The organism is Methylocapsa acidiphila B2 (genome assembly GCF_000427445.1).
Taxonomy (GTDB): domain Bacteria; phylum Pseudomonadota; class Alphaproteobacteria; order Rhizobiales; family Beijerinckiaceae; genus Methylocapsa; species Methylocapsa acidiphila.
In genome coordinates this window covers 3398542-3419470 of the sequence record NZ_KE386496.1, presented here as the reverse complement: position 1 = coordinate 3419470, position 20929 = coordinate 3398542, and the positions used below count along the sequence as shown (strand labels likewise).

Annotated in this window: 18 protein-coding genes; 4 read left to right on the top strand and 14 right to left on the bottom strand. The window is 63.3% G+C overall.

Annotated features, from left to right (window positions below; genetic code table 11):
• Positions 1-16 precede the first annotated feature (16 nt).
• Positions 17-388 (top strand): cupin domain-containing protein, encoded by a 372-nt coding sequence (locus tag METAC_RS0118880; protein ID WP_198017252.1) that lies wholly within the window; start codon positions 17-19, stop codon positions 386-388.
• A 20-nt stretch (positions 389-408) separates the two neighbouring features.
• Here METAC_RS0118880 and METAC_RS0118875 read toward each other — a convergent pair whose 3' ends face one another.
• A complete protein-coding gene (locus METAC_RS0118875; RefSeq protein ID WP_051335880.1) occupies positions 409-882 on the bottom strand; it encodes a nucleoside deaminase in 474 nt (157 codons plus the stop codon).
• A gap of 89 nt (positions 883-971) precedes the next feature.
• Here METAC_RS0118875 and METAC_RS0118865 point away from each other — a divergent pair, with 89 nt between their 5' ends.
• Together METAC_RS0118865 and rsmD are read left to right on the top strand one after the other, a co-directional pair.
• Positions 972-3089, top strand: a complete 2118-nt coding sequence (locus METAC_RS0118865) for a pseudouridine synthase (protein ID WP_051335686.1) — start codon at positions 972-974, stop codon at positions 3087-3089.
• 6 nt (positions 3090-3095) lie between these two features.
• On the top strand, positions 3096-3650 hold the full coding sequence (rsmD, locus tag METAC_RS0118860; protein ID WP_026608205.1) for a 16S rRNA (guanine(966)-N(2))-methyltransferase RsmD: 555 nt from the start codon (positions 3096-3098) through the stop codon (positions 3648-3650).
• Between the two features lie 14 nt (positions 3651-3664).
• Here the strand turns inward: rsmD and purD are convergent, their stop codons facing one another.
• Positions 3665-4936, bottom strand: a complete 1272-nt coding sequence (purD, locus tag METAC_RS0118855) for a phosphoribosylamine--glycine ligase (protein ID WP_026608204.1) — start codon at positions 4934-4936, stop codon at positions 3665-3667.
• A 212-nt stretch (positions 4937-5148) separates the two neighbouring features.
• On the opposite strand from purD, the gene METAC_RS26605 reads away from it, so the two are divergent.
• Positions 5149-5475: a hypothetical protein gene (locus tag METAC_RS26605; RefSeq protein WP_156898279.1), complete on the top strand. Its 327-nt coding sequence runs from the start codon at positions 5149-5151 to the stop codon at positions 5473-5475.
• Here METAC_RS26605 and mutL read toward each other — a convergent pair.
• The 12 genes from mutL to secF all read right to left on the bottom strand — a co-directional run bounded on the left by mutL (position 5424) and on the right by secF (position 20875).
• On the bottom strand, positions 5424-7271 hold the full coding sequence (gene mutL / locus METAC_RS0118850; RefSeq protein ID WP_026608203.1) for a DNA mismatch repair endonuclease MutL: 1848 nt from the start codon (positions 7269-7271) through the stop codon (positions 5424-5426). The two genes, METAC_RS26605 and mutL, sit on opposite strands and share 52 nt — an antisense overlap.
• A gap of 512 nt (positions 7272-7783) precedes the next feature.
• A protein-coding gene (locus tag METAC_RS26010; RefSeq protein ID WP_245257393.1) for an IS5 family transposase occupies positions 7784-8550 on the bottom strand; the annotation gives its coding sequence in 2 pieces (ribosomal slippage) (positions 7784-8238 and positions 8238-8550; 768 coding nt in all).
• A gap of 132 nt (positions 8551-8682) precedes the next feature.
• Complete coding sequence (locus tag METAC_RS0118825; protein ID WP_026608202.1) at positions 8683-9765, bottom strand: helix-turn-helix domain-containing protein; 1083 nt, start codon at positions 9763-9765, stop codon at positions 8683-8685.
• A gap of 4 nt (positions 9766-9769) precedes the next feature.
• Entirely contained in the window at positions 9770-10393 is a 624-nt protein-coding gene (locus tag METAC_RS0118820) for a hypothetical protein (RefSeq protein WP_026608201.1), read from the bottom strand.
• A gap of 660 nt (positions 10394-11053) precedes the next feature.
• Positions 11054-12334 carry a M16 family metallopeptidase gene (locus METAC_RS0118805; protein ID WP_026608200.1) on the bottom strand — a complete coding sequence of 427 codons (1281 nt, stop codon included), beginning with the start codon at positions 12332-12334 and terminating at the stop codon, positions 11054-11056.
• 60 nt (positions 12335-12394) lie between these two features.
• Positions 12395-13777 (bottom strand): M16 family metallopeptidase, encoded by a 1383-nt coding sequence (locus METAC_RS24545; protein WP_051335685.1) that lies wholly within the window; start codon positions 13775-13777, stop codon positions 12395-12397.
• Positions 13778-14037: 260 nt separating this feature from the next.
• The gene (locus METAC_RS25400) at positions 14038-14727 is read right to left on the bottom strand and encodes a hypothetical protein (RefSeq protein ID WP_026608199.1); all 690 of its coding nucleotides are present in this window, start codon (positions 14725-14727) and stop codon (positions 14038-14040) included.
• A 125-nt stretch (positions 14728-14852) separates the two neighbouring features.
• Complete coding sequence (lspA, locus tag METAC_RS0118790) at positions 14853-15368, bottom strand: signal peptidase II (protein ID WP_026608198.1); 516 nt, start codon at positions 15366-15368, stop codon at positions 14853-14855.
• Positions 15365-18376 (bottom strand): isoleucine--tRNA ligase, encoded by a 3012-nt coding sequence (ileS, locus tag METAC_RS0118785; protein ID WP_026608197.1) that lies wholly within the window; start codon positions 18374-18376, stop codon positions 15365-15367. The genes lspA and ileS overlap by 4 nt, the downstream gene beginning before the upstream one ends.
• A gap of 266 nt (positions 18377-18642) precedes the next feature.
• Positions 18643-19521 (bottom strand): phytoene/squalene synthase family protein, encoded by an 879-nt coding sequence (locus METAC_RS0118775; RefSeq protein WP_026608196.1) that lies wholly within the window; start codon positions 19519-19521, stop codon positions 18643-18645.
• On the bottom strand, positions 19521-19907 hold the full coding sequence (locus tag METAC_RS0118770) for an Mth938-like domain-containing protein (RefSeq protein ID WP_026608195.1): 387 nt from the start codon (positions 19905-19907) through the stop codon (positions 19521-19523). Before METAC_RS0118770 ends, METAC_RS0118775 begins: the two co-directional genes overlap by 1 nt.
• Positions 19908-19927: 20 nt before the next feature.
• Positions 19928-20875: a protein translocase subunit SecF gene (gene secF, locus METAC_RS0118765; RefSeq protein WP_026608194.1), complete on the bottom strand. Its 948-nt coding sequence runs from the start codon at positions 20873-20875 to the stop codon at positions 19928-19930.
• Positions 20876-20929 lie beyond the last annotated feature (54 nt).

Here is a 20929-nt window from a genome sequence, read left to right as displayed (position 1 = left end):
CATCGGAGTAAAGACCTTGCAAAAGCAACTTATGGCTTCGTGTTTGGCGGTCGCGACCCTGCTCGGCCCGAGTCAAGCCCAACAGGAGCCTTTGCAGCGCAAGGAATTGCAGAGGCTCGAACTTCCGCCCGATAAGATCAGCTTCTTGGATCTGGTCACGATCGAGGCTCGGTCCAGCGTCCCGACCTTCGCCCATCCGGGCGCCCAATTGCTTTATGTGCTCGAAGGCGACCTTACCCTCGAGATCGAGGGCCGGCCGGCTTTGGCGCTGAAGCCCGGCATGAGCGTCACGATTCTGTCCGGCGCGCCTTACCGTTTCGAGAACCATGGCGGCGCGGCGAAGCTCGTCGATTTCGTCGTCGAGAAAGATCTTCCGTCGACGCCTTGAGGATCGTCGCAGCCTTCGCCTCATCTCCGCGCGGCGAAAAAGCGGCGCAACATCTCGGCAGCTTCGCTCTCGCGAATGCCGCCATAGAGCTCCGGCGCGTGATGGCAGGTCGGCTGCGCGAAAAAGCGCGGACCATGCTCGACGCCGCCGCCTTTCGGATCAGGCGCAGCCCAATAAAGCCGCCTTATGCGGGCGAAGGAAATGGCCCCGGCGCACATGGCGCAAGGCTCAAGCGTCACGTAGAGATCACAGCCGACCAATCTTTCGCTGCCGAGCGCGCGGCACGCCGCGCGAATCGCCAAGATCTCGGCATGGGCCGTCGGATCGCTGTCCTCCAGGGTGCGGTTTCCAGCGCGCGCCAAAACCACGCCGTCGCGCGCGATCGCCGCGCCGATCGGGACCTCGCCGCGGACGCCGGCGGCACGCGCTTCAGCGAAGGCGCAGGACATCGGATCGACGTGAATCTTGGGATTGGCGCTATCCGAATGAAGCATAGAGCGAATGGCCTCGAGCGCGTCAAATCGATGGGCTTGCGACCGACGCCAGGATTCCCCTTTGGGCGCGAACTCTGTTATCAGCATTCATGCGCGATCGCCCAACTAAAGACCATCGTCCGCCCCGGCCAGCGGGCCGCCCGCAACAGCGCTCGGATGCGCGAACAAAAGGCTCACAACCGCCGCGCAAGGAAGCCGCCTCTCGCGGCGCCGGCTCCACGAAGAAGCCCGGAGCCAAATTCGCAGCGAAACCTCGTTCCACGCTCGAGAAATACGCCGCGACCAAGAAACACGCCGCGGGCGAGGGCGTAAAGCCGACGCGGAAGCCGCGAGATCTCGATCAATTGGAGCGGCGCACCGGCGGCAAGACGAAAGCCGCGGCTCCCCCTTTCGAGGCGGCCGAAAGCGACGGCGCGCAGCGCATCGCCAAGGTCATGGCTCGGGCCGGGCTTTGCTCGCGACGCACGGCGGAAAGCTGGATCGAGTCGGGCCGCGTCGCCTTGAATGGCGCGTTGGTGACGGACCCCGCAGTCAATGTCGGCCCCGACGACAAGATCATGGTGGATGACGCGCCGCTCGCGCAGCGCGCCCGCACGCGGCTTTTCTTATTCCACAAGCCTCGCGGCCTTGTGAGCACGGAGCGCGACCCCGAAGGCCGCTCGACCGTCTTCGACTATTTGCGCGAGCATTGGCCGGAAGGTCCGCGCGTCGTCAGCGTCGGCCGCCTCGACATCAACACGGAAGGGCTCTTGCTCCTGACCAATGACGGCGGGCTCGCGCGCGTCCTCGAACTGCCGGAGACGGGCTGGGTCCGGCGCTATCGCGTGCGGGCTAAGGGCGAAACCGACCAAGCCATTCTCGATCGGCTGCGCGAGGGCGTGAGCGTCGACGGCGTGAATTACGCGGGGATCGAGGCCAAGCTCGATCGCGAGCAAGGCGCGAACAGCTGGCTGACGCTGGGGCTGCGCGAAGGCAAAAATCGCGAGATCAAGCGCGTGCTCGAGCATTTGGGCCTTGTGGTGAACCGGCTCATCCGGCTCTCCTTCGGGCCGTTCCAACTCGGCGAATTGGCCGAGGGCGCGGTCGAGGAGGTGCGCATGCGCGTCCTGCGCGATCAGCTCGGCCCCAGCCTCGCCAAAGCCGCGCGCGTGGATTTTTCGAGCCCTGCCGAAGAACCCATCGCCGCGCCGGAACGAATCGAAGGCCCCCGCCGGGAGCGGCCGCAGGCGAGTGGGGCGGATCGCGGGCGCGGCGCGCAGCGGAGCCCGCGCGAGGGGAAACCACGCGACATCGGCGCGCGCGAGCAGGCGCCCGCCCCCGAGACGCGAGGCAAGCCGCGGCCGGGGCCGCGCAAACATGTCTCGACGCTGCGCGCCGAAGATATGAGGTTGAGCGGCGCGCGCAAACGGGTCGAACGCCGGGAAACGGAGGACCGCAGCGGTAGGACAATTCAAATTGAGCGCCTCGTGCCCGCCGCGCCCGAGCGGACCAAGCAGGCCGCGCTCGGACTGCCGGCCACGCGCAACGCGCGCCGTTTCGAGGCCGAGCGCAAGAGCCGCGAGGAGGCCCTGCGGCCTGCGCGCCGCCCCGCCTCTTCCGCACGGCCGGCGTCCGCCGCCGGGGTGGAAGGGTCGCGCGGGGAGCGCCGGACTCGTTGGGACAAGTCCGCGGCCCCTGGCGGGCGCGCGCCGAAAGCCGAACGTTTCGAGGGCTCCGCCCGCGCGGCGAGGTCGAAAGGCGCAGCCGAAGGCAGCGCCGAGGGGCCGCGGGGCGAGCGGCGGACCCGTTCGGACAAGGCCGCGGCCCCTGGCGCGCGCGAGCCGAGAGCCGAACGTTTCAAGGGCTCCGCCCGCGCGGCGAAGCCAAAAGGCCCAGCCGAAGGCGGCGCCAAGGCGGCCGGCCCGACGCACAAGCGGTCCTCATCGACCGAGGGAGCGCAAGACAAAAGGCGGAGCTTTTCTGAAAAGACGAGTGCGCAAGGCGGAGGCAAGGTCGATTCGAAACGCTTCGCCGAACGCCCGCGCTCATCGCGGCCTGCCAACAAAGCCAAAGACGGCCGGCCCGCGCGGTCTGGCGACGCCAAAATCGGCGGAAGACCCCACCCAGGCAATAAGCCCGGCGGCAAGTCCGCTGGAAAGCCCGGCGGGCGAAGCGGACCGAGGCAAGGCGGCGGTTCAGGCAAAGGACGCCCGCAAGGCAAGCGCTAATTTATCATGCGCATCATCGGCGGCCGCTTGAAAGGGCGCAGCTTGAAGGGCCCCGCCTCGCAGGCGATCCGGCCGACCTCGGATCGCTTGCGGGAAACGCTGTTCAATATTCTCGCGCATTCTTATGGCGACCCGGTCGAAGACGCGCGCGTTCTCGATGTCTATGCGGGCACGGGCGCTCTGGGGCTCGAGGCCCTGTCGCGCGGCGCGCGCTTCGCTTGTTTCGTGGAGCAAGGCGCCGAGGCCTGCGCGCTGATCCGCGCCAATGTCGAAACGCTCCGCCTCGGTGACGCCGTCCATATCCTACGCCGAGACGCGCGAAAGCTCGGGACGGCTGCGGCGCAGGATCGCTTCAATCTCGCCTTTCTCGATCCGCCCTATGGAAAGGGGCTCGCAGCTCCGACGCTGGCGGGTTTACGAGACGGCGGCTGGCTCGCCGAGGGCGCGCTGCTGGTCATTGAAGAGACCGCGCAGGCGGAGATCGCCTTGCCCGAAGGCTTCAACTTGATCGACGCGCGGAGCTATGGCGACACGCAGATCGTTTTCGCGCGCTTTCGATAGCGTCCCACGCTTCGTCAAGCGCGCTTCAGCGCCCGCCAGCCTATGTCCCGGCGATAGAATCCTTCCGGCCAATCGATCGCCTCGACCGCCGCATAGGCGCGGGCGCGCGCCTCGGCCACGTCTGCGCCGAGCGCTGTGACGTTCAGAACCCGCCCGCCGTCGGCGAGAATTTTCTCGCCCGCACGCCTTGTCCCCGCATGCGTGATCGAGACGAAGGGCATGGAGGCCGCGCGTTCGAGCCCGCGGATCTCGCTGCCCTTCTCCGGCGCGGCGGGATAGCCCTTGGCGGCGAGGACGACGCTCAGCGCGGTCAAAGGCGAGAGCCGCGCCGCGCGCTGCGGCAGACGCTCTTCGACGCAATCGAGCATGAGCGCGAGAAGATCTTCTTCCAAGCGCGGCAGAATGGCCTGAGTCTCCGGATCGCCGAAGCGCACGTTGAACTCGATCAGCTTCGGCCCCTTGGCGTCGATCATCAAGCCGACGAAAAGCACGCCCTTAAAGGGCGCGCCCATCTCGGCCATGCCGGCGAGCGTCGGCGCCACGATCTCGCGCATGACCTTGTCGCTCACCACGGCGTCCATGATCGGCGTCGGCGAATAGGCGCCCATGCCGCCCGTGTTGGGACCGGTCTCGCCCTCGCCGACGCGCTTATGATCTTGCGCCGAGGCCAAAGCCATGGCGCGGCGCCCGTCGCACAGCGCGAAGAAAGAAGCCTCCTCGCCGGGGAGAAACTCCTCGACCACGACCTCCTTCCCCGCCGCGCCGAAGCCGCCAGCGAAGATCATGTCGATCGCGGCCTCCGCCTCCGCGAGGCTCATCGCCACGACCACCCCCTTGCCGGAGGCGAGCCCATCGGCCTTGACGACGATCGGCGCGCCCTTCTCCCGCGCATGGGCCTCGGCGGCGGAGGCGTCGCTAAAGCGCGCGTAGGCGGCGGTCGGGATGTCGAAGCGGCGGCAAAAATCCTTTGTGAACCCCTTCGAGCCTTCGAGCCGCGCGGCCAGTTTGCTCGGCCCGAAGGCCTTGACGCCCGCCGAGGCAAGATCATCGACAAGGCCCGCGACCAGAGGGGCCTCGGGGCCGATGACGACAAGATCGATATTCATCAAATGGCAAAAGCTCGCGACCGCCGCGTGATCGGCGACGTCGAGAACGACAGGCTCACCAAGCGCCGCCATGCCCGGATTTCCGGGCGCGACGAAAAGCTTGCCCAAGATAGGGCTCTTCGCGAGCGCGATGGCGATGGCGTGCTCGCGGCCGCCCGAACCGATGAGAAGGACATTCATGCGAGGACCAATTTCAGAGAGGCGGAGTTGCGCGCGCCGCGGCGAGACGTGGCGCGACGAAGCCTTAGCAAGGGAACTGGTCAGGTCTCGCGGTCGAGCGAGGCGTGAGGGCGGCCCATGAAATGATTCTTGTCAAAACCGCCGCAACATGAAACCTTCATCTTGCGACAGTTTGCCGCATGAACTCCCAACAGCTTGTATGGAGAAAATCCATGCCAGAGACACCGAAATTCATGCAAGGCGTTTCTCAATTCGAAGGCAAGGGCCTCGACAAGCCGGTGCCGCTTCCCACCAAGGTCGCCTACACTGTTCCGGGCGACAAGCATGTGCGGCCCATTTATTTCCGCGCCGGCAATTCATCGGACGAACTCATTTATCTCGTGCTAACCAGCAACGGCAGTACTGCTCGCCCGGTCGTGACCGATCCCGCTCAAAGGTCGCGCCGGCCCCGAAGCGTCTCGCCCGCGCCCGACCGCGCTTCAGCGCTCTATTTGCGATCGAACAGTTTTTCAAGATCGGCCAGCTTGATCTCGATATAGGTCGGGCGGCCGTGGTTGCACTGGCCCGAGCCCGGCGTGCGCTCCATCTCCCGCAGCAGCGCATTCATTTCATCGGCGCGAAGCCGTCGCCCCGCGCGCACGGAATGATGGCAGGCCATAGTGGCGAGCACATGATGCAGGCGCTTTTCGACCGGCGCCAGAGCGCGGTCGTCCTCGCGCATTGCAGCGGCGAGATCGCGCACGAGCGCTTGCGCGTCGTCGATCTTCAACGCGGCAGGAATCTCGACGACCGCCACGGCGCCCGGACCGAAAGGCTCGACGACGAGGCCGAACTCGGCGAGCAGCGGCCCCGCCTCGGCGACGCGCTCGACGTCGCCGCGCCCCATCTCCACGATCGCCGGAATGAGCAAGGCTTGGCGCTCGACGCGCGCGCCCTCCCGCGCCGCCTTGAGCCGCTCATAGACCAGACGCTCATGCGCCGCATGCTGATCGACAAGGATAATTCCGTCTCGCGTCTGGGCGAGAATATACGAATCATGGATCTGCGCCCGCGCCGCGCCGAGCGGCGCGTCGAGCATATCCTGCGTCGGCGGCTCCTCATGCGCCCGCGCGTCGACGGCGAGGGAGGCGCTGAATTCGGGAAACGAGCCGAAGCTCTGCGGCTCGGGCTCAGCGACGCCGGGAGGAGAGGAGGCCGGCCGCGCGGGAGAAGTGCGCCAATCCCACTCGGCCATGGCCGGAGCCTGCGGCGGGCGATAGGAAAAGCCAGCGCCAGGAGCCTCGGAGCGCCGCGCGATGAGATCAAGAGCCGCCGCGCCCTTGCCCGGGGTGGCGCGATGCAGGGCCGCCGCGAGGCTTTGCTTCAAGGCGCCGATGATCAGCCCTCGGGCGAGGCCCGGATCGCGAAACCGCACTTCCGCCTTGGCCGGATGGACATTGACGTCGACCTCGCGCGGCTCGACCGTCAGAAACAGAACGAGCGCCGGATGGCGTCCTTGCGGCAGATAATCCATATAGGCGGCGCGGATGGCGCCCGCGAAAAGCTTGTCGCGAACCGGCCGGCCGTTGACGAATAGATATTGTTCCGAGGCATTGGCGCGATGCCAGGTCGGCAGGCCGGCGAAGCCTTCGAGGCGGAGGCCCTCCCGCAAGGCTTCGACGCGCAGCGCGTTGGCGCGGAACTCCTCTCCCATGATCTCGGCGAGCCGCGCGAGAAGCCCCGCCTCGCCCGGCTCGCAGACCGGCAGATCGAACCCGGCGCCGAGGTCGCTTGCAAAGCTGAAGCGGACGCCTTGATGAGCCATGGCCAGGCGATGCGCGACATCGGCGCAGGCGCGGGCCTCGGCGCGATCGGTCTTGAGGAATTTCAGCCGCGCCGGGGTCGCCGCGAAAAGGTCGCGCACCTCGACCTGCGTGCCTTGGGCCTGGGCGCAAGGCGCGGGGCCGTGCTTGCGGCCCTGGTCGACCCGGAGCTTGACAGCATGCAGCGAAGCCTCGGCGCGGGAGGAGATCACGAGCGTCGCGACCGAACCGATCGACGGCAAGGCCTCGCCACGAAAGCCGAGCGTGGCTATGGCGGAAAGATCGCCGTCCGGCAATTTCGAGGTGGCGTGGCGCTCAACCGCGAGATCGAGATCCTCTGCATTCATGCCGGAACCATTGTCGGCGACGCGAATGAGCCGCCTGCCGCCGGCTTCGACGGCGATGTCGATCCGGCTCGCGCCCGCGTCGAGCGCGTTCTCGACGAGTTCCTTCAAGGCCGAGGCCGGCCGCTCCACGACTTCGCCCGCGGCGATGCGGTCGACCAGCACGGGATCGAGACGGCGGACGGGCATGGGAGATTCTCTCTTGAACGCAAAGCCTATCATGCGGCGCTTGCACCGCGAAGGCCGACGACCGCCGCCCCCCGGCCAACATGTTTCACGTGAGACATTTATGTCCGAAAAAACGTGAAAGCTTACAAGCGCCAGGACGGCGGTGACGCTTTAAGGTGGTGGGATCGACTGAAATTTCAGTGTGAATCAGCCGGCGCGCCCTTAGAGCATGTTCCGAAAAAGTTGATCAACTTTTTCGATTAGAACATGCTCCACCCTATTGATTTGGAGCGAGTTCTTTTCGATTGGATGATTCCATCCAATCGGAACGCGCTCTAGCGCCAAGGCGTCGCAACTTGCCATTCATCTCTTGACGGCGAGTTTGGCGAGCGGCTCGAGTCTGTCAAGGACGCGAGCTATGCTCGCGCCGGCGAAGCCGGTGCTTTGCATCCTTGACAGACTCGAGCCCGCCTCGCCGATAATGCCGGCCATGAGATGAATGGCGAAATCTGATATTGGCCGAGAGAAGATTTCTAGGTCCTGTTGACAAATATGCGCATCCAGATCCTGATCGCGGCGATTTGGACGAACCCGAGATAGCTGGCTGCGGTTTTGTCGTAGCGGGTTGCGAGGCGCCGAGAGTTTTTGAGCTTGTTGAAGCAACGCTCGACGCGGTTGCGCAAGGCATAGATGTGACTGTCGATCTGGATTTGGATCTTGCGGTTTCGGCGCGTCGGAATGATGGCCGCAGCGCCTGTTTTCTCCAGCGTTTCGCGAATATGATCGGAATCATAACCACGATCGGCGAGCAGGACTTTGGCCTCAGGTCCTTCCGCTTCCATCAAGGGGGCGAAGCCCGAATAATCCGAGACCTCGCCTGCGGTGATCTTTGCGGCTATCGGCAGTCCTTCGCCGTTCGTGCGGAGGTGAATCTTTGTCGTGAAGCCACCTCTCGAGCGGCCAAGACCCTGACGCGGAGTCCCCCTTTAGCGCCGGCGGCGCAGTGATGCGCCCGGATGATGGTCGAGTCGATCATCTGGACGGTCTCGCCAACGCCCTCGGTTTCATTCAGGGCTTCCAGAAGGAGCTCCCACAGCCCACTGAGAGTCCAGCGCCGGAACTGCCGATAGACCGACGACCATTTGCCGAAATGCTCGTGCAGGTCCCGCCATTGCGCGCCGGTGCGGGCAATCCAGAAAATCCCATCGAGAACGAGGCGGTGGTCCTTCGGCCGTCGCCCGCTATGCGCGCCGCGAACCGTCACGAACGGCTCGAAACACGCCCATTCCTCATCCGACATCAATCCCCGAATCAAGCCCGCCTCCTTCCGAAAGCGACCTTGAATCAGAACCTTACCCTAATGGGAATCCTATTTGTCAACGGGACCTAGGCCTTTACAACTTACATGCCTAACGGCAAGGAAACTATTTGCTTAGACTAATCGTAGCCCAGGTCGTTCGCTATCCCTCCCAGGGCGAACGATTGGCCCTGCGAGACCCCAAATGAGCCCCTCCAGTTCATCTTGTGGAAGATGCAGGAACCCGGCGATCTCCCGCTTCGTAGTGCGCTCGCCCCACAGATGCGAAAGCACCTTTCGCAATATAGCTGACGTTTCGCGCTCTATGCCGTTAGGTTCGCCTGTGCGGTATCCTCGGCGGCCCAACTCAATGCAGGCGGACTTGTATTGCCACTCACTCAGCATTCCGAGCGAATGGAGACGATACGCCATTGCCATCGCAGAGACGCGCCAACGCGCCTTCGCTCTAATAATAATATCCACGGTAATAAACTTAGGCATGCGCGGCCGCACATCGTTAGCCGGCATCAGAAACGCAGACGCAAACTGATTAGCTTCCCGCTCCGCCGCCCGTGACGGCTGTGCTCCCGCGTGCCGATGCATCACGAGGTGGCATAATTCATGGGCCGAATCATAAATACTGTGCTCTGCGGTTTTAAAGTTGTTCAGAAAAACGAACGGCCTGTCGTCTCGCCAGAAAGAAAAAGCATCGACAGTCTTGGTCGCCTCCGACAATGAGAACACCCGAACACCATGCACCTCCAATAACCCAATCATGTTGCCAATAGGCTTCTCACCTAATCCCCAGAATGCTCGTAGAGCGCCAGCCGCTGCCTCGGCGTCGGTCTCGTAGCTGAGATCGATCAGATTCGTATCCGGTAGACTAAACTGGTCCTCAAGCCAATCGCTCAGTTGCACACCCAAGCAACCTGCTGCGATCGCAGCGTCCCGCTCCTTCGCGCTCATCTTCGTTAAACTGCGAAAGCTCACTGCCTTCGTATCAAGTTCTTCAGGATCATCCGCAAAGAAAAAGCCCTGGGGATAATTAAGTGCCGATCCGAGCCGCGCGATGGTTCCTTCGTCAGGCTCATTGTCGCCATTTTCAACGCGCGAGATCGTTACGGCTGAAATACCGGCAATCGTAGCAAGGTCTTTCCCCGTCAGGCGTCGCCGCTTCCGGGCAAGGATGAGCCTCTTCGGATTGAACTTCGTGATCATCGGGTTATTTGCGCGCGATCTTCGGATCGAAATCGTTGGCGATGTCTTGATCGTCCAGCGATAGTTTCGGTTCGCTTTCGAGATCGCTTCCGTCCGACAAATATAGACGTTCGACGAACGATTCGAACGTTCCGCCCTTGACAACTGGGCAGCTCAGTTCAACGGCTCCATTCGGAGCGACCATAAGATAATAGATGACCCAGCCGTCGCCGTCAGAAATCAGCGCGAAACGTGGCAAGGTTTCTCCAAATAGATTGTCGGCACAGAGACGCTCTGCGCCCGCGCCTTTGGTTGAGCGGGGCTTCGGTTCATGCTCGTCATTGCACGCGACATCGACATTGGCGAATACGACCTTGACCCGGATCGCCTCATTCCGAATGGCTTCGACGCCATTAGGTCGGTCGATCTCCCACTTTTCTCCTACACACTCATTTCGGAGCGCGAAGGTGCCATGCTGATATGAAAAAGTTCCCGCAGCGTTAGCCGGATGAAAGGGGGTAGCGTCAGCCGCAGCGGCAATCGCCGTCGAACGGACCTCAAGAAGCTTACGTTTATTAAGCTGCAGCTTGGCAAGGCGGGCCTCAACCTCCCATTCCTCGCGTAGGATTCTCGTCTTGACCACCGCCATGCGATGCCCTCATGTTAATAAATCTTACCATCTTGTATGGTCCATTTTCTTAACATACACAAGAGCTGCTCCGACTTTCCCCATCGTTTTGCTGCCGCTTTTTTGGCAATTTCGATGCACGGCTCCGGCGGCTCGTTATGGGCGTGCTTCTACCCTCCCGCCCGTCCTACCTCTTGCGCGGCTTTACTCTTGCCGGTCTCGGGACCACAATTCTCTTATCCCTCGTCCGCGAGGATGCGCATGACTTTGAAGGGATTGCCGATCACATCGGCGGGGCGACGCTCGCCTTGAGGCCCCGTCAGCATCAATCTGCTCCTTTGCCAAGACGAAGCGGGATTTACGGAAACGCTTTGCGAAGGCTCGCTTGATTCGCTTTAGCTCTCTCCCGACGCCAATGCAGCATTCTGCGCCAGCGCCGCGAAAACGCATCATACTCGGCTTGCGTTGAGGGTCCGCGATTTCCCATCATGAAATTTCTCCATGTGCTTTTCGCTAAACATGCCGGAGAATTGGGAAGGGCGCGATAGGCAGGTCAATCCTGCCAAATTTCAAATTGAGACAAAACCATCTAGCTGGTTTCGCCATTTCCTGACGAACTCAACCGGCGTAATGGCCGCAAATCAGCGGAAGTCGGCGTAAACACAAGGCGCGCCCCCGCCCTCACATCCCTTCAGGCCGGCCGGCGACCGTGACAAGCAGCTTGGCGTCGCCGAAGAGGCGCTTGGCGGCGCGCTTGGCGTCCTCCATCGTGACGGCGGCGATGAGCTTGTTGCGCTCGTCGAGATATTCGACGCCGAAGCCCTCGGTCTGGAGATGGACGAGCTGGCCCGCGATCTTGGTCGATGTGTCGAAGCGCAGCGCATAGGAGCCGATGAGATATTTCCTCGCTTTGTCGAGTTCCTGCTCGGTCGGGCCATGCTCGGCGAGGCTCGCGATCTCGCCCTGGATCACGTCCATCGATTCGGCGGCGCGCTCGTTCTTGGTCGAGGTGCCGCCGCTCAAATAGGCCGCGTGATCGAAGGCGACGAGCTGCGAATAGACCGAATAGGCGAGGCCGCGCTTCTCGCGCACCTCGCGAAAGAGCCGCGCCGAGAATATGCCGCCGCCGAGAATATGATTGACGACCGTGGCGGCGATGAAGTCCGGATCCTTGCGGGCGATGCCCTGGCGGCCGAAGCGGATGGTCGATTGCGGAACGTCGACCGGCGTTATGTCCCGCACTCCCTCGCCCGAGAAGGAGACCAGGGCCACGGGATCGAGATCGGCCTTTTCAGGCAGGGCGCCGAAGACGTCGTCGAGATGGCCGGCGAGGGTCGCGGCGTCGATCGCGCCGACCACCGCGATCTTGAGATGGTCGCGCGCGAAGGTTCGCGTCCGCATGTCGATCAGATTGCCTCGAGCCAGCGTCGGCAAGGTCGCGAGATCGCCGCGCACCGGCAGGCCATAGGGATGCCCAGGATAGGAGAGCCCCCGAAACGCGCGGCCGGCGACGAAATCCGGATCATTGGCTTCGCGCTTGAGGCTCGCGGCGACTTGGCTCACGACCCGCTCCAAGGGGCCGGGGTCGAGGCGGGGCTCGGCGACGGCGAGGCGCAAAAGCTCGAAGGCGCGCCCGATGTTGCGCGACAGAGTCTGCATGCGCCCCGTCAGGACGTCGCGATCGGCCGAAAAAGAGAGCTCGATCGCGTCCTCGTCGAGCGCACGATGAAAGGCCTCGTCGTCATAGGGGCCGGCGCCTTCGTCGAGCAGGCCGGCCAGAAGCGTGGCCACGCCCGGCTTGCCGATCGGGTCTTGCGCCGCGCCGCCCTTAAAGGCGAATTCGAGCGCGACCAGGGGGACCGCGTAATCTTCGACGAGCCAGGCCTCTATGCCGCCCTTCGAGACGACCTTCTGCACGGCGGCCGCGCGTGAGGGATTTTCGGTGCTTGCGCGTGCAGTCATCTCGCTCTTGTCCAAAAGCCCGCTCCCCATCTTCGGGGGTCGCGGCGAAAAATACAAAGTTCAGCCGGCGAGCGCGGGATCGACGTCGCCCTCGAGCCTGGTCGGCGTCGCCGCAGGCAGGAGGAAGCCGGTCACGCTGCGCGCCTTGTCGAGCCAGCGCGCGGCCTTTTTCACGTCCTCGGCGGTCACCGCCTCGATCCGCTCGGGCCAATGCGCGACGTCCTCGATTGTGAGGCCTGTCGCGAGCGATGCGCCATACCAGCGCGCGAGCGTCGCCTGATTGTCCTGCGCATAAACGGCCTCGGCGACGAGGCGCGTCTTGGCGCGGTGGAAATCGGCCTCGTTCACGCCATGCTCGGCGACTTGCGCGATGATTTTGTCGATCGCATCGTCGAGCTGCTCCAACGTGACGCCGGGCGCCGGCACTGCGAAGACGTAAAAGCGCGTGTCGTCGACCGCCGTGCCTTGATAATGCGCGCCCGCGGCCACGGCGATCTTCTCGTCCATGACCAATTTCTTGAACATGAGGCTTGTCTGACCGCCGCCGAGAAGATGGGCGAGAACCTCCAGCGCCTCGGCCTGGCCGGGCGCCGCGGTGCGGTAAGACGGAACGAGAAACACGCTTTGATGGGAGGGCTGCTCCACTTTCTCGTCGGAAAGCGTCACGAGGCGATGGGCGCGCGGCTCGGGCTCGCGCGGGCGCGTCCGCTTCGGCGCCGCGCCGCGCGACGCCACCGGTCCATAAATCTTCTGCGCAAGGTCGATGACCTCTTGCGGCGCCACATCACCGGCGACGACGAGAATCGCGTTTTCCGGCGTGTAGAAGCGATCGTAATAGGCGAGCGCGTCATCGCGGCCGAGGCCCTCGATCTCATGGTTCCAGCCAATGATCGGCTTGCCATAGGGATGCTGGGTGAAGAGCGCCGCCTGAACGGCTTCATTCAAGAGATCCGATGGATCGGAATCGGTGCGCATGCGGCGTTCTTCGAGGACGACGTCGCGCTCGGGCGCGACCACCTCGTCCGTCAGAACGAGGTTTTTCATCCGGTCCGCCTCATATTCCATGCAGACGGCGAGATGGTCTTTGGCGACGCGCTGGAAATAAGCGGTGTAGTCATTCGCCGTGAAGGCGTTTTCCTGGCCGCCGAAATCCGCGACAAGCTCGGAGAACTTGCCTTGTGGATTATTCTTTGTGCCCTTGAACATTAAATGTTCAAGAAAATGGGCGATGCCTGACTTGCCTAATGGATCGTCGGCGGAGCCGTTGCGATACCAGACCATATGGGTCACGACCGGCGCGCGATGATCGGGGATGACGACGACGTCAAGGCCATTGGCGAGCTTGGCTTGCGCGATCGCCGGGCCAGAGGGCTTGCCGGGGGACGCCGGGGACGGCGTCAAAAAAACGGCGCCCGGCGCCGCCGCAGAGTGACCGATTGACATAGAATGCGTCGCTTTCCTCGTTCCGCCGCCGGCGCACGTCGCCGTCAGCTAAGCGTTCTATGCAAATATAGGACAGAATTTCGAAAGCGTCACAGGTTTATCGCAATTGGGCGCGGACAGATTTAACGACTGTCTTTCGTAAAATTAGGCGCGGACCCGACAAAAAGCAAAGCCGATCCTCCCGGAGGGAGAATCGGCTCAAGAAACCGCCTTGGACTCACAGGCCCCAAGCGCAATGTGCCTGTACGTGGCGAATCAACTCAATTGTCGACGGAAAACTTATGCTGCTGAGAGCGGATATAGGCTTTCGGGTCGGCGGCGTCCGGCTGCTCTCTCGGCGCTTCGATCGTTGCTTTGGCGGTGGCGGTCGCTTTCCGATAGCCCGGCGGCGGCTCGGTCAAATAGCGCCGTTCGGGCTCCTCGCCCAGTTGCGGCTGGTCGTCGCCCTGAGTTCCGGCGAGCGTATTTTGGAGCGACTTCCAAGGCGCATAAAGGCAAATCGGCGTCCCAGAGCTCGCCTGACACTCGCTCGCCGGGCCTTCGCTCGGCAGCGCCTTATTGGCGCTGACGCCATGCTGCAATTCCGCCTGTGAAAGCTCGGCGCGGGCGTTGGGCGTCAGCTGCGGCGCCGGCCTGCGCGAATCGATGGCGGCGCGGCGGCGCTCCGCTACGTCCGGATCGGTCGGCCAAGCGGCGCTGCGAACAGCCTCCTTCGGCGGCGGCAAATCCAATTTCGGCGGGACGACGATCGGCGCTCGCGCGCGATAATCGATCGAATCCTGCTCCTTGTCGAACTGCATGCCGAAAAAGCCGAGCATGGAGTTGAATGTATTGGTGTCTTCCTGGGCCTTCGCCGGCGAAACGCCGGCAAGCGCCGCCAGGATCAAAACCGCCAGCGCGCACACGCCGGCGACGCCCGTTTCACGAGGTCCAACTTTTCCGAAGACCATAGGGCCACCCCTTTTCCATTCCTCGCGCCCAAGCACGCGGCCGGAGCGCGCGTCGCATCGTCAAGCTCCATCGAGACATTTTAAGGAGCTTCAAGGCAATTTGGCGGCAGCCCGGCGCCGATGCGTCATCTTTGAGCGGCGCCGTCCGCCGCCGGAGTTTTGCGCGTCAAAAATAAGGAATCGTAAAGAAGGAGCGCGACGCCGATGACGATCGCGACATCGGCGAGATTGAAGACGTACCAGGAAAACGAGCCGACGTGGAAATGATAGAAATCCGCGACGAAGCCATAGGCAATGCGGTCGACCGCATTGCCCAGCGCGCCGCCGACGATCAGGCCGAGCCCCAGCCCAACGAGCCTTGTCGACGCGCGCCAGAGCCAGACCCCGATGCAGATTGTCGCGGCGAGCGTCAGGGCGAGCAGCGCGACGCGCTCGACCGGGCTCTGCGCCCGCAGCAGTGAATAGGAAATGCCGGGATTTTTCGCGTAAACCACGTCGAAAAACGGCGCGAGCCGAACCGGCTGACGCGCCTCGATGCCATAGACGAAGATGAGCCAAAGCTTATTGGCCTGATCCGCCGCCAGCACGGCGGCGGCGGCCAAGGCGCCGAGAAGGCGTGGGCTCGCGGACAGCAGACTCACGACCAACGGCCCGCCGCTCGAAGCTCGCGCAAGGCTCGGGCGTCGCGCGGCGTGACGTCGGGAAATTCAGGGTCCGCTCCGACAAGCGGCGAGATTTTCCAAGATCTTGCGCATTTGCGGCCTTCGGCGAGGCGCGGCAGCACGGCGACGCCCGGAACGTCGTCGAGTCGAAAGGCCTCGGCCGGCCCCTCGCCCGCCTCGATCGAAAGGTCCGACGTGATGCAAATTTCGGCGAAATCGACGGTTTCGAGGAGCGCGCGCAAACCATCGTCGGAGACGAACACCCCAGGCGCGGCTTCGAGCGAGGAGCCGATGCGCTTTTGCGCCCGCTCGATCTCAAGAGCGCCAGTCACGACCGCACGGACCCGACGGATCTGCTCCCATTTCGCGGCGAGCGCATCATCGCGCCAAGCCGCCGGAACTTCGGGAAAGGCCTCGAGATGAACAGAATCCGCATCGGGATAGCGCGAAAGCCAGATCTCTTCCGATGTGAAGACGAGGATCGGCGCGAGCCACAGCGTCACGCAGCGGAAAATCTGCTTGATCGCCTCGAGCGCGGCGCGGCGCTTCTCGCTCGACGGCGGATCGCAATAAAGCGCGTCCTTGCGAATGTCGAAATAGAAGGCTGAGAGATCTGTGTTGAGGAATGCCGACAGGCGCGCCACCACGCGCTTGTAATCAAAGCGCTGATAGGCGTCGCGGATCTCGCCGTCCAATTCGGCGAGGCGATGCAGCATGAGCCGTTCGAGCTCGCCCATGCCATTATGGCCGATCGTTTCACGGGGATCGTAATGAGCGAGCGAGCCGAGCATCCAACGGATGGTGTTGCGCAGCTTGCGATAGGTCTCGACGAAAGTCTTCAGAATTTCGGGACCGATGCGGAGATCGTCGGAATAATCCGAGGCCGCGACCCAGAGCCGGAGAATATCGGCGCCGGAATCTTTGATGACGGTCTGCGGCGCGACGACATTGCCCTGCGATTTCGACATCTTCTGGCCCTTCTCGTCGAGGACGAAGCCATGGGTCAAAACCGCGTCATAGGGCGCGCGCCCGCGCGTGCCGCAGGATTCGAGAAGGGAGGAGTGGAACCAGCCGCGATGCTGATCCGAGCCTTCGAGATACATGACCTCGTCGTCGCCGCCGTCACGGACGCGCCTTATGCCAGCGAGACCTGGAAAATGGATCGGATCGTCGAGCGTGAAGGCATGGGTCGAGCCAGAGTCGAACCAGACGTCGAGCACGTCGTCGATCTTTTCATAGTCGCGCGGATTATATTCCGGCTCGAGAAAGCGATAGGCCGCCTGCTCGCCGAACCAGGCGTCGGCCCCCTCCTGCGCGAAGGCGTCGGCGATCCGTTGATTGACCGTGGCGTCCTTCAGGATTTCCTTGGTTTCCTTATGGACGAAGACGGCGATCGGCACGCCCCAGGCGCGCTGGCGCGAGACCACCCAATCCGGGCGATTGGCGATCATGCCGGTGATGCGATTCTCGCCCGCCGCGGGATACCATTTGGTCGCGGAGATCTCCTGAAGCGCGATCTCGCGCAGCGTGAGCCCGTTGCTCGGAGCGCCGGTCGGGGCTGCGTCGATCGGCCTATCGAGCGCGATGAACCATTGCGGCGTGTTGCGAAAGATGAGCGGCTTTTTCGAGCGCCAACTATGCGGATATTGATGCTTCAGCTTGCCGCGCGCCACCAGGTTGCCGGCCTCGATCAGGGCCTTGATGACGGCCTCATTGGCGTCGCCCTTATTGCCTTTGTCGTCGATGACGCGGCGCCCCTCGAAGCCCGGCGCCTCATTGGTCAGGAATCCGTCGGCGTCGACCGTATAGGGGATGCGCGTCTCGATGTTGCGCTCGGCGAGCCAGCGGCCATGCGCCATCCAGATGTCGAAGTCGTCGCGACCATGGCTCGGCGCGGTATGGACGAAGCCCGTGCCGGTTTCTTCGGTGACGTGGTCGCCATCAAGGAGCGGAACCGTAAACGCATAGCCGGGAATCGTCGCGGCGAGCGGATGTGCGCAAGACAATTCGACGAGCGCTTCGGCCGCAACGTCCCGCGCGCGGACAAAGCCTTCGACCTTTGCCGCTTTGAACAGGCCGTCCGCCAACGCGTCGGCCAGAATAAACGCGTCGCCGACCTTCGCCCAATTCTGCGCGGGAGCGGCGGTCACACGATAAAGACCGTAGGCTATTTTAGACGAAAAACTGATCGCGCGATTGGCGGGAATTGTCCAAGGCGTCGTTGTCCATATGACGATGCGCGCGTCCAACAGCTCGGCATCGCCGGACGTCACCGGAAACGCCACAAAAACCGTATCGCTCGTGTGGTCCTCGTATTCCACTTCAGCTTCCGCGAGCGCCGTCTTCTCCACAACGCTCCACATCACCGGCTTGGAGCCGCGATACAACGTGCCGTTCGCGGCGAATTTCATGATCTCGCGTGCGATCTGGGCCTCGGCCGGATAGGCCATGGTCAGATAGGGATGGTCCCAATCGCCAGTCACGCCGAGCCGCTTGAACTCCTCGCGTTGCACCTCGACCCAATGCTCGGCGAAGGCGCGGCATTCGCGGCGGAATTCGATGACCGGCACCGCGTCCTTGTTCTTGCCCTTGGCGCGATAGGATTCCTCGATCTTCCATTCGATCGGCAGGCCATGACAGTCCCAGCCCGGCACATAGTTGGAATCCTTGCCGAGCATTTGTTGCGAGCGCGTCACTAGATCCTTCAGGATCTTGTTCAGCGCATGGCCGATATGAATATTGCCATTGGCGTAGGGAGGGCCATCGTGAAGCACGAATTTCGGGCGGTCGCGTCCAGCTTCGCGCAATTGACGATAAAGGCCGATCTCGCTCCAGCGGGCGAGAATCTCAGGCTCCTTCTTCGGCAGCCCGGCGCGCATCGGAAAATCCGTCTGCGGCAGATAAAGGCTTTTCGAATAATCCGGCTGGCCATCGGCTGCCGCCGGTTTCTCATCGGTCGCTCCGATCGGCCTCTTTTGCTCGTTCATGGGCGTTTCAGTACTCGAAATGGTCGCGGCTCGAGCCGCAAGGACGGGCTCCCGCTCCGATCCCGACATTTCAGTCCTGAGCTTGGATCTTGGCGCGGCCCAATGAAATCAAGAAGTCCCCGGCCGGGCGCGAATGGCGAAGCAAGCCGCTTGCCGTTCAGGCGCAAGCCGGGCTGGTAATTCGACGCAGATCGGACGCTCTGATCATGAACATAGGCGCGTTCTAGCAAGCGAAGGGCGGCGAATAAAGCCCTTCGGACGCTGCTTTATCGTAGGGCCTCGCTCCAACGCCCGGCCGCTCGCCACAAAATCCATTGCCGGCGCCATTTCGGCAGCCCGACTGGCGTTTTGAATGGATCATAGCCGGGCTTCTCCATCCGGCGGAGATAGGCTTCGCAGAGGCTCAAGGGCAGGAAGCAGGCGCGGGCGGACTCGGGCAGACAGACGAGCCGCGTGTCGAAGATCTCGAGATGGCGGCGCGCAAAGCCGCGCAATTCGGCGAGCGCCGCCAGCACCCCCGGCGATGAGATCCCGGCGACGAGTTCCGCCGGCTCGACGCCGTTCTTTTCGAGGATGTCGCGCGGAACATAGACTTGTCCGCGCGCGCAATGCCACGGCAAGGCGCGCAGGAGCCCGGTCAGCGCATAAGCGATCCCGCCATGTTCCGCCGCGCCCAGGCCTTCGGCGGCCTCGTCCTGGTCCAAAATGCGCCGAGCGAGGCGGAAAAGGCCGGAGGAGGTTGCCCGCGCATAGGAGTCGAGCTGCTCCATGTTCTCCATCGGATCGTCATAAAGATCGAAAAGCCGCGCGTCGATCAGGTCGAGCAGCGCCTGTTTGGAAAGATCGAAGCGCACGACGGTATCGAGCAGCGCCCCGGCGACCGGATTTGCAGCGACATCCGCACGATCCGGCGCGTCGAGCGCATCGCGCCACCATTGAAATCGGATCTCTCCGAGCAGCGGCTCCGAGACGATCTCCCTCACGCGCGCGATTTCCAGGCTGAAGGCGTAGAGCGCATGAATATGCGGCCGCGCCTCCCTCGGCGCGAAAAGGCTTGCGAGCCAACGATCCGGATCGTCCCGACGCAGCAGCGTCTCGCAATAGGAATAATCCGCGCCAGGGGCGGCGGCCGCCGCGTCTGTCATCAGGGCGCGGCCAGAAGAGCCGCTGCGACGAGGCGTTTTTCACCGAGCAAGATGGAATAGGTGCGCGCGGCCGCGCCGGTCGACATCGGCTCGGCCCTGATGCCCGTCTCGCGCAGGCGCTGGCGCAACTCGGCGCCGAGCGGAACGAGCGCGGTTCCGGTCCCGATCAAAAGATGCTCGATCGAGCCGCGCGGCTCAGCGAAAACAAGCTCCAGCGAAGCGATATCTATATCCTGCGGGGCCGTCGCGCTCCATGCGTGAATGCCGGAGGGCAGAGCGAGGATCGAGCCGCGATGCGACATCGAGCCGAAACGAAAGCCCCCGGCGCCATATCCCTCGATCGGATGGGCGCCGGGCAAAAAGCCCTCATATTTTCGTTCCGCCATGATCGGAGCGCCTCAGCGCCTCACGCCGACGTCTTCGCCAGCTTGCCGGAGGGTTCGGGCGCGGCGCCCACCGCGTCGCTGCGCAGGCCGAGATAGATCAGCATGGGCGAGCAGATGAAAACCGAGGAATAGGTGGCGACGAAAATGCCCCAGATCATCGCGATCGAGAAGGAGCGGATGACCTGGCCGCCAAAGACGACAAGGGCGAAAAGCGCGAGAAAAACGGTCGTCGCCGTCATGATGGTGCGGGGAAGGACCGCGTTGACCGAGACGTCGATCAATTGATCGGTCGGCATACGGCGATATTTGCGCATCATTTCACGGATGCGATCCAGCACGACGACGGTTTCGTTCAGAGAATAGCCGACGATGGTGAGAATGGCCGCGATCGAGGTTGTGTTGAACTCAAGCCGGGTCAAGGCGAAAAAACCGACGGTCAGCAGCAGATCGTGCATGGTGGCGATAATGGCGCCGACCGCAAACTGCCATTCGAAGCGGAACCAAAGATAGCAAAGCACGGCGAGGATCGAGATGACGACGCCGAGCGTGCCCGACTGCACGAGTTCGCCGGAAACACGCGGTCCGACGACTTCGGTGCGGCGGACATCGTAACCGTCGCCGATCGCGGACTTGACGCGGCTCACGGCGACTTCCTGCGCGGCGTCTCCTCCCGGCTGAAGGCCGAAGCGCAAGGTCACATCCGAGGGCGCCCCAAACCCCTGCACCTCGACGTCTCCGACATTCATATGCTCGGCGGCGGCGCGCAAGGCGGCGAGATCGGCTGTCCCGCTCTTGGCCCGCAGCTCGATGAGCGTGCCGCCGGAAAAGTCGATGCCGAAATTCATCCCGACGCTGAGAAAGAGCACGACCGAGACGATCGAGAGCACGGCCGAGAACGGATAGCTCACGCGGCGGAACCGCATGAAGGGAAATTTAGTGTTCTCGGGCGCAAGGCGCAGAAGCTTCATAGATTTGGACCCTTTGCCGCTGGCGGTCCGACGAACCGCCTCAGCCGGCTTCAA

Coding starts and splice junctions, on each gene's coding strand:
- METAC_RS0118875 (WP_051335880.1), bottom strand. CDS start 882: ATGCTTCATTCGGATAGCGCCAATCCCAAGATTCACGTCGATCCGATG.
- METAC_RS0118865 (WP_051335686.1), top strand. CDS start 972: ATGCGCGATCGCCCAACTAAAGACCATCGTCCGCCCCGGCCAGCGGGC.
- rsmD (WP_026608205.1), top strand. CDS start 3,096: ATGCGCATCATCGGCGGCCGCTTGAAAGGGCGCAGCTTGAAGGGCCCC.
- purD (WP_026608204.1), bottom strand. CDS start 4,936: ATGAATGTCCTTCTCATCGGTTCGGGCGGCCGCGAGCACGCCATCGCC.
- METAC_RS26605 (WP_156898279.1), top strand. CDS start 5,149: ATGCCAGAGACACCGAAATTCATGCAAGGCGTTTCTCAATTCGAAGGC.
- mutL (WP_026608203.1), bottom strand. CDS start 7,271: ATGCCCGTCCGCCGTCTCGATCCCGTGCTGGTCGACCGCATCGCCGCG.
- METAC_RS0118825 (WP_026608202.1), bottom strand. CDS start 9,765: ATGATCACGAAGTTCAATCCGAAGAGGCTCATCCTTGCCCGGAAGCGG.
- METAC_RS0118820 (WP_026608201.1), bottom strand. CDS start 10,393: ATGGCGGTGGTCAAGACGAGAATCCTACGCGAGGAATGGGAGGTTGAG.
- METAC_RS0118805 (WP_026608200.1), bottom strand. CDS start 12,334: ATGACTGCACGCGCAAGCACCGAAAATCCCTCACGCGCGGCCGCCGTG.
- METAC_RS24545 (WP_051335685.1), bottom strand. CDS start 13,777: ATGTCAATCGGTCACTCTGCGGCGGCGCCGGGCGCCGTTTTTTTGACG.
- METAC_RS25400 (WP_026608199.1), bottom strand. CDS start 14,727: ATGGTCTTCGGAAAAGTTGGACCTCGTGAAACGGGCGTCGCCGGCGTG.
- ileS (WP_026608197.1), bottom strand. CDS start 18,376: ATGAACGAGCAAAAGAGGCCGATCGGAGCGACCGATGAGAAACCGGCG.
- METAC_RS0118775 (WP_026608196.1), bottom strand. CDS start 19,521: ATGACAGACGCGGCGGCCGCCGCCCCTGGCGCGGATTATTCCTATTGC.
- METAC_RS0118770 (WP_026608195.1), bottom strand. CDS start 19,907: ATGGCGGAACGAAAATATGAGGGCTTTTTGCCCGGCGCCCATCCGATC.
- secF (WP_026608194.1), bottom strand. CDS start 20,875: ATGAAGCTTCTGCGCCTTGCGCCCGAGAACACTAAATTTCCCTTCATG.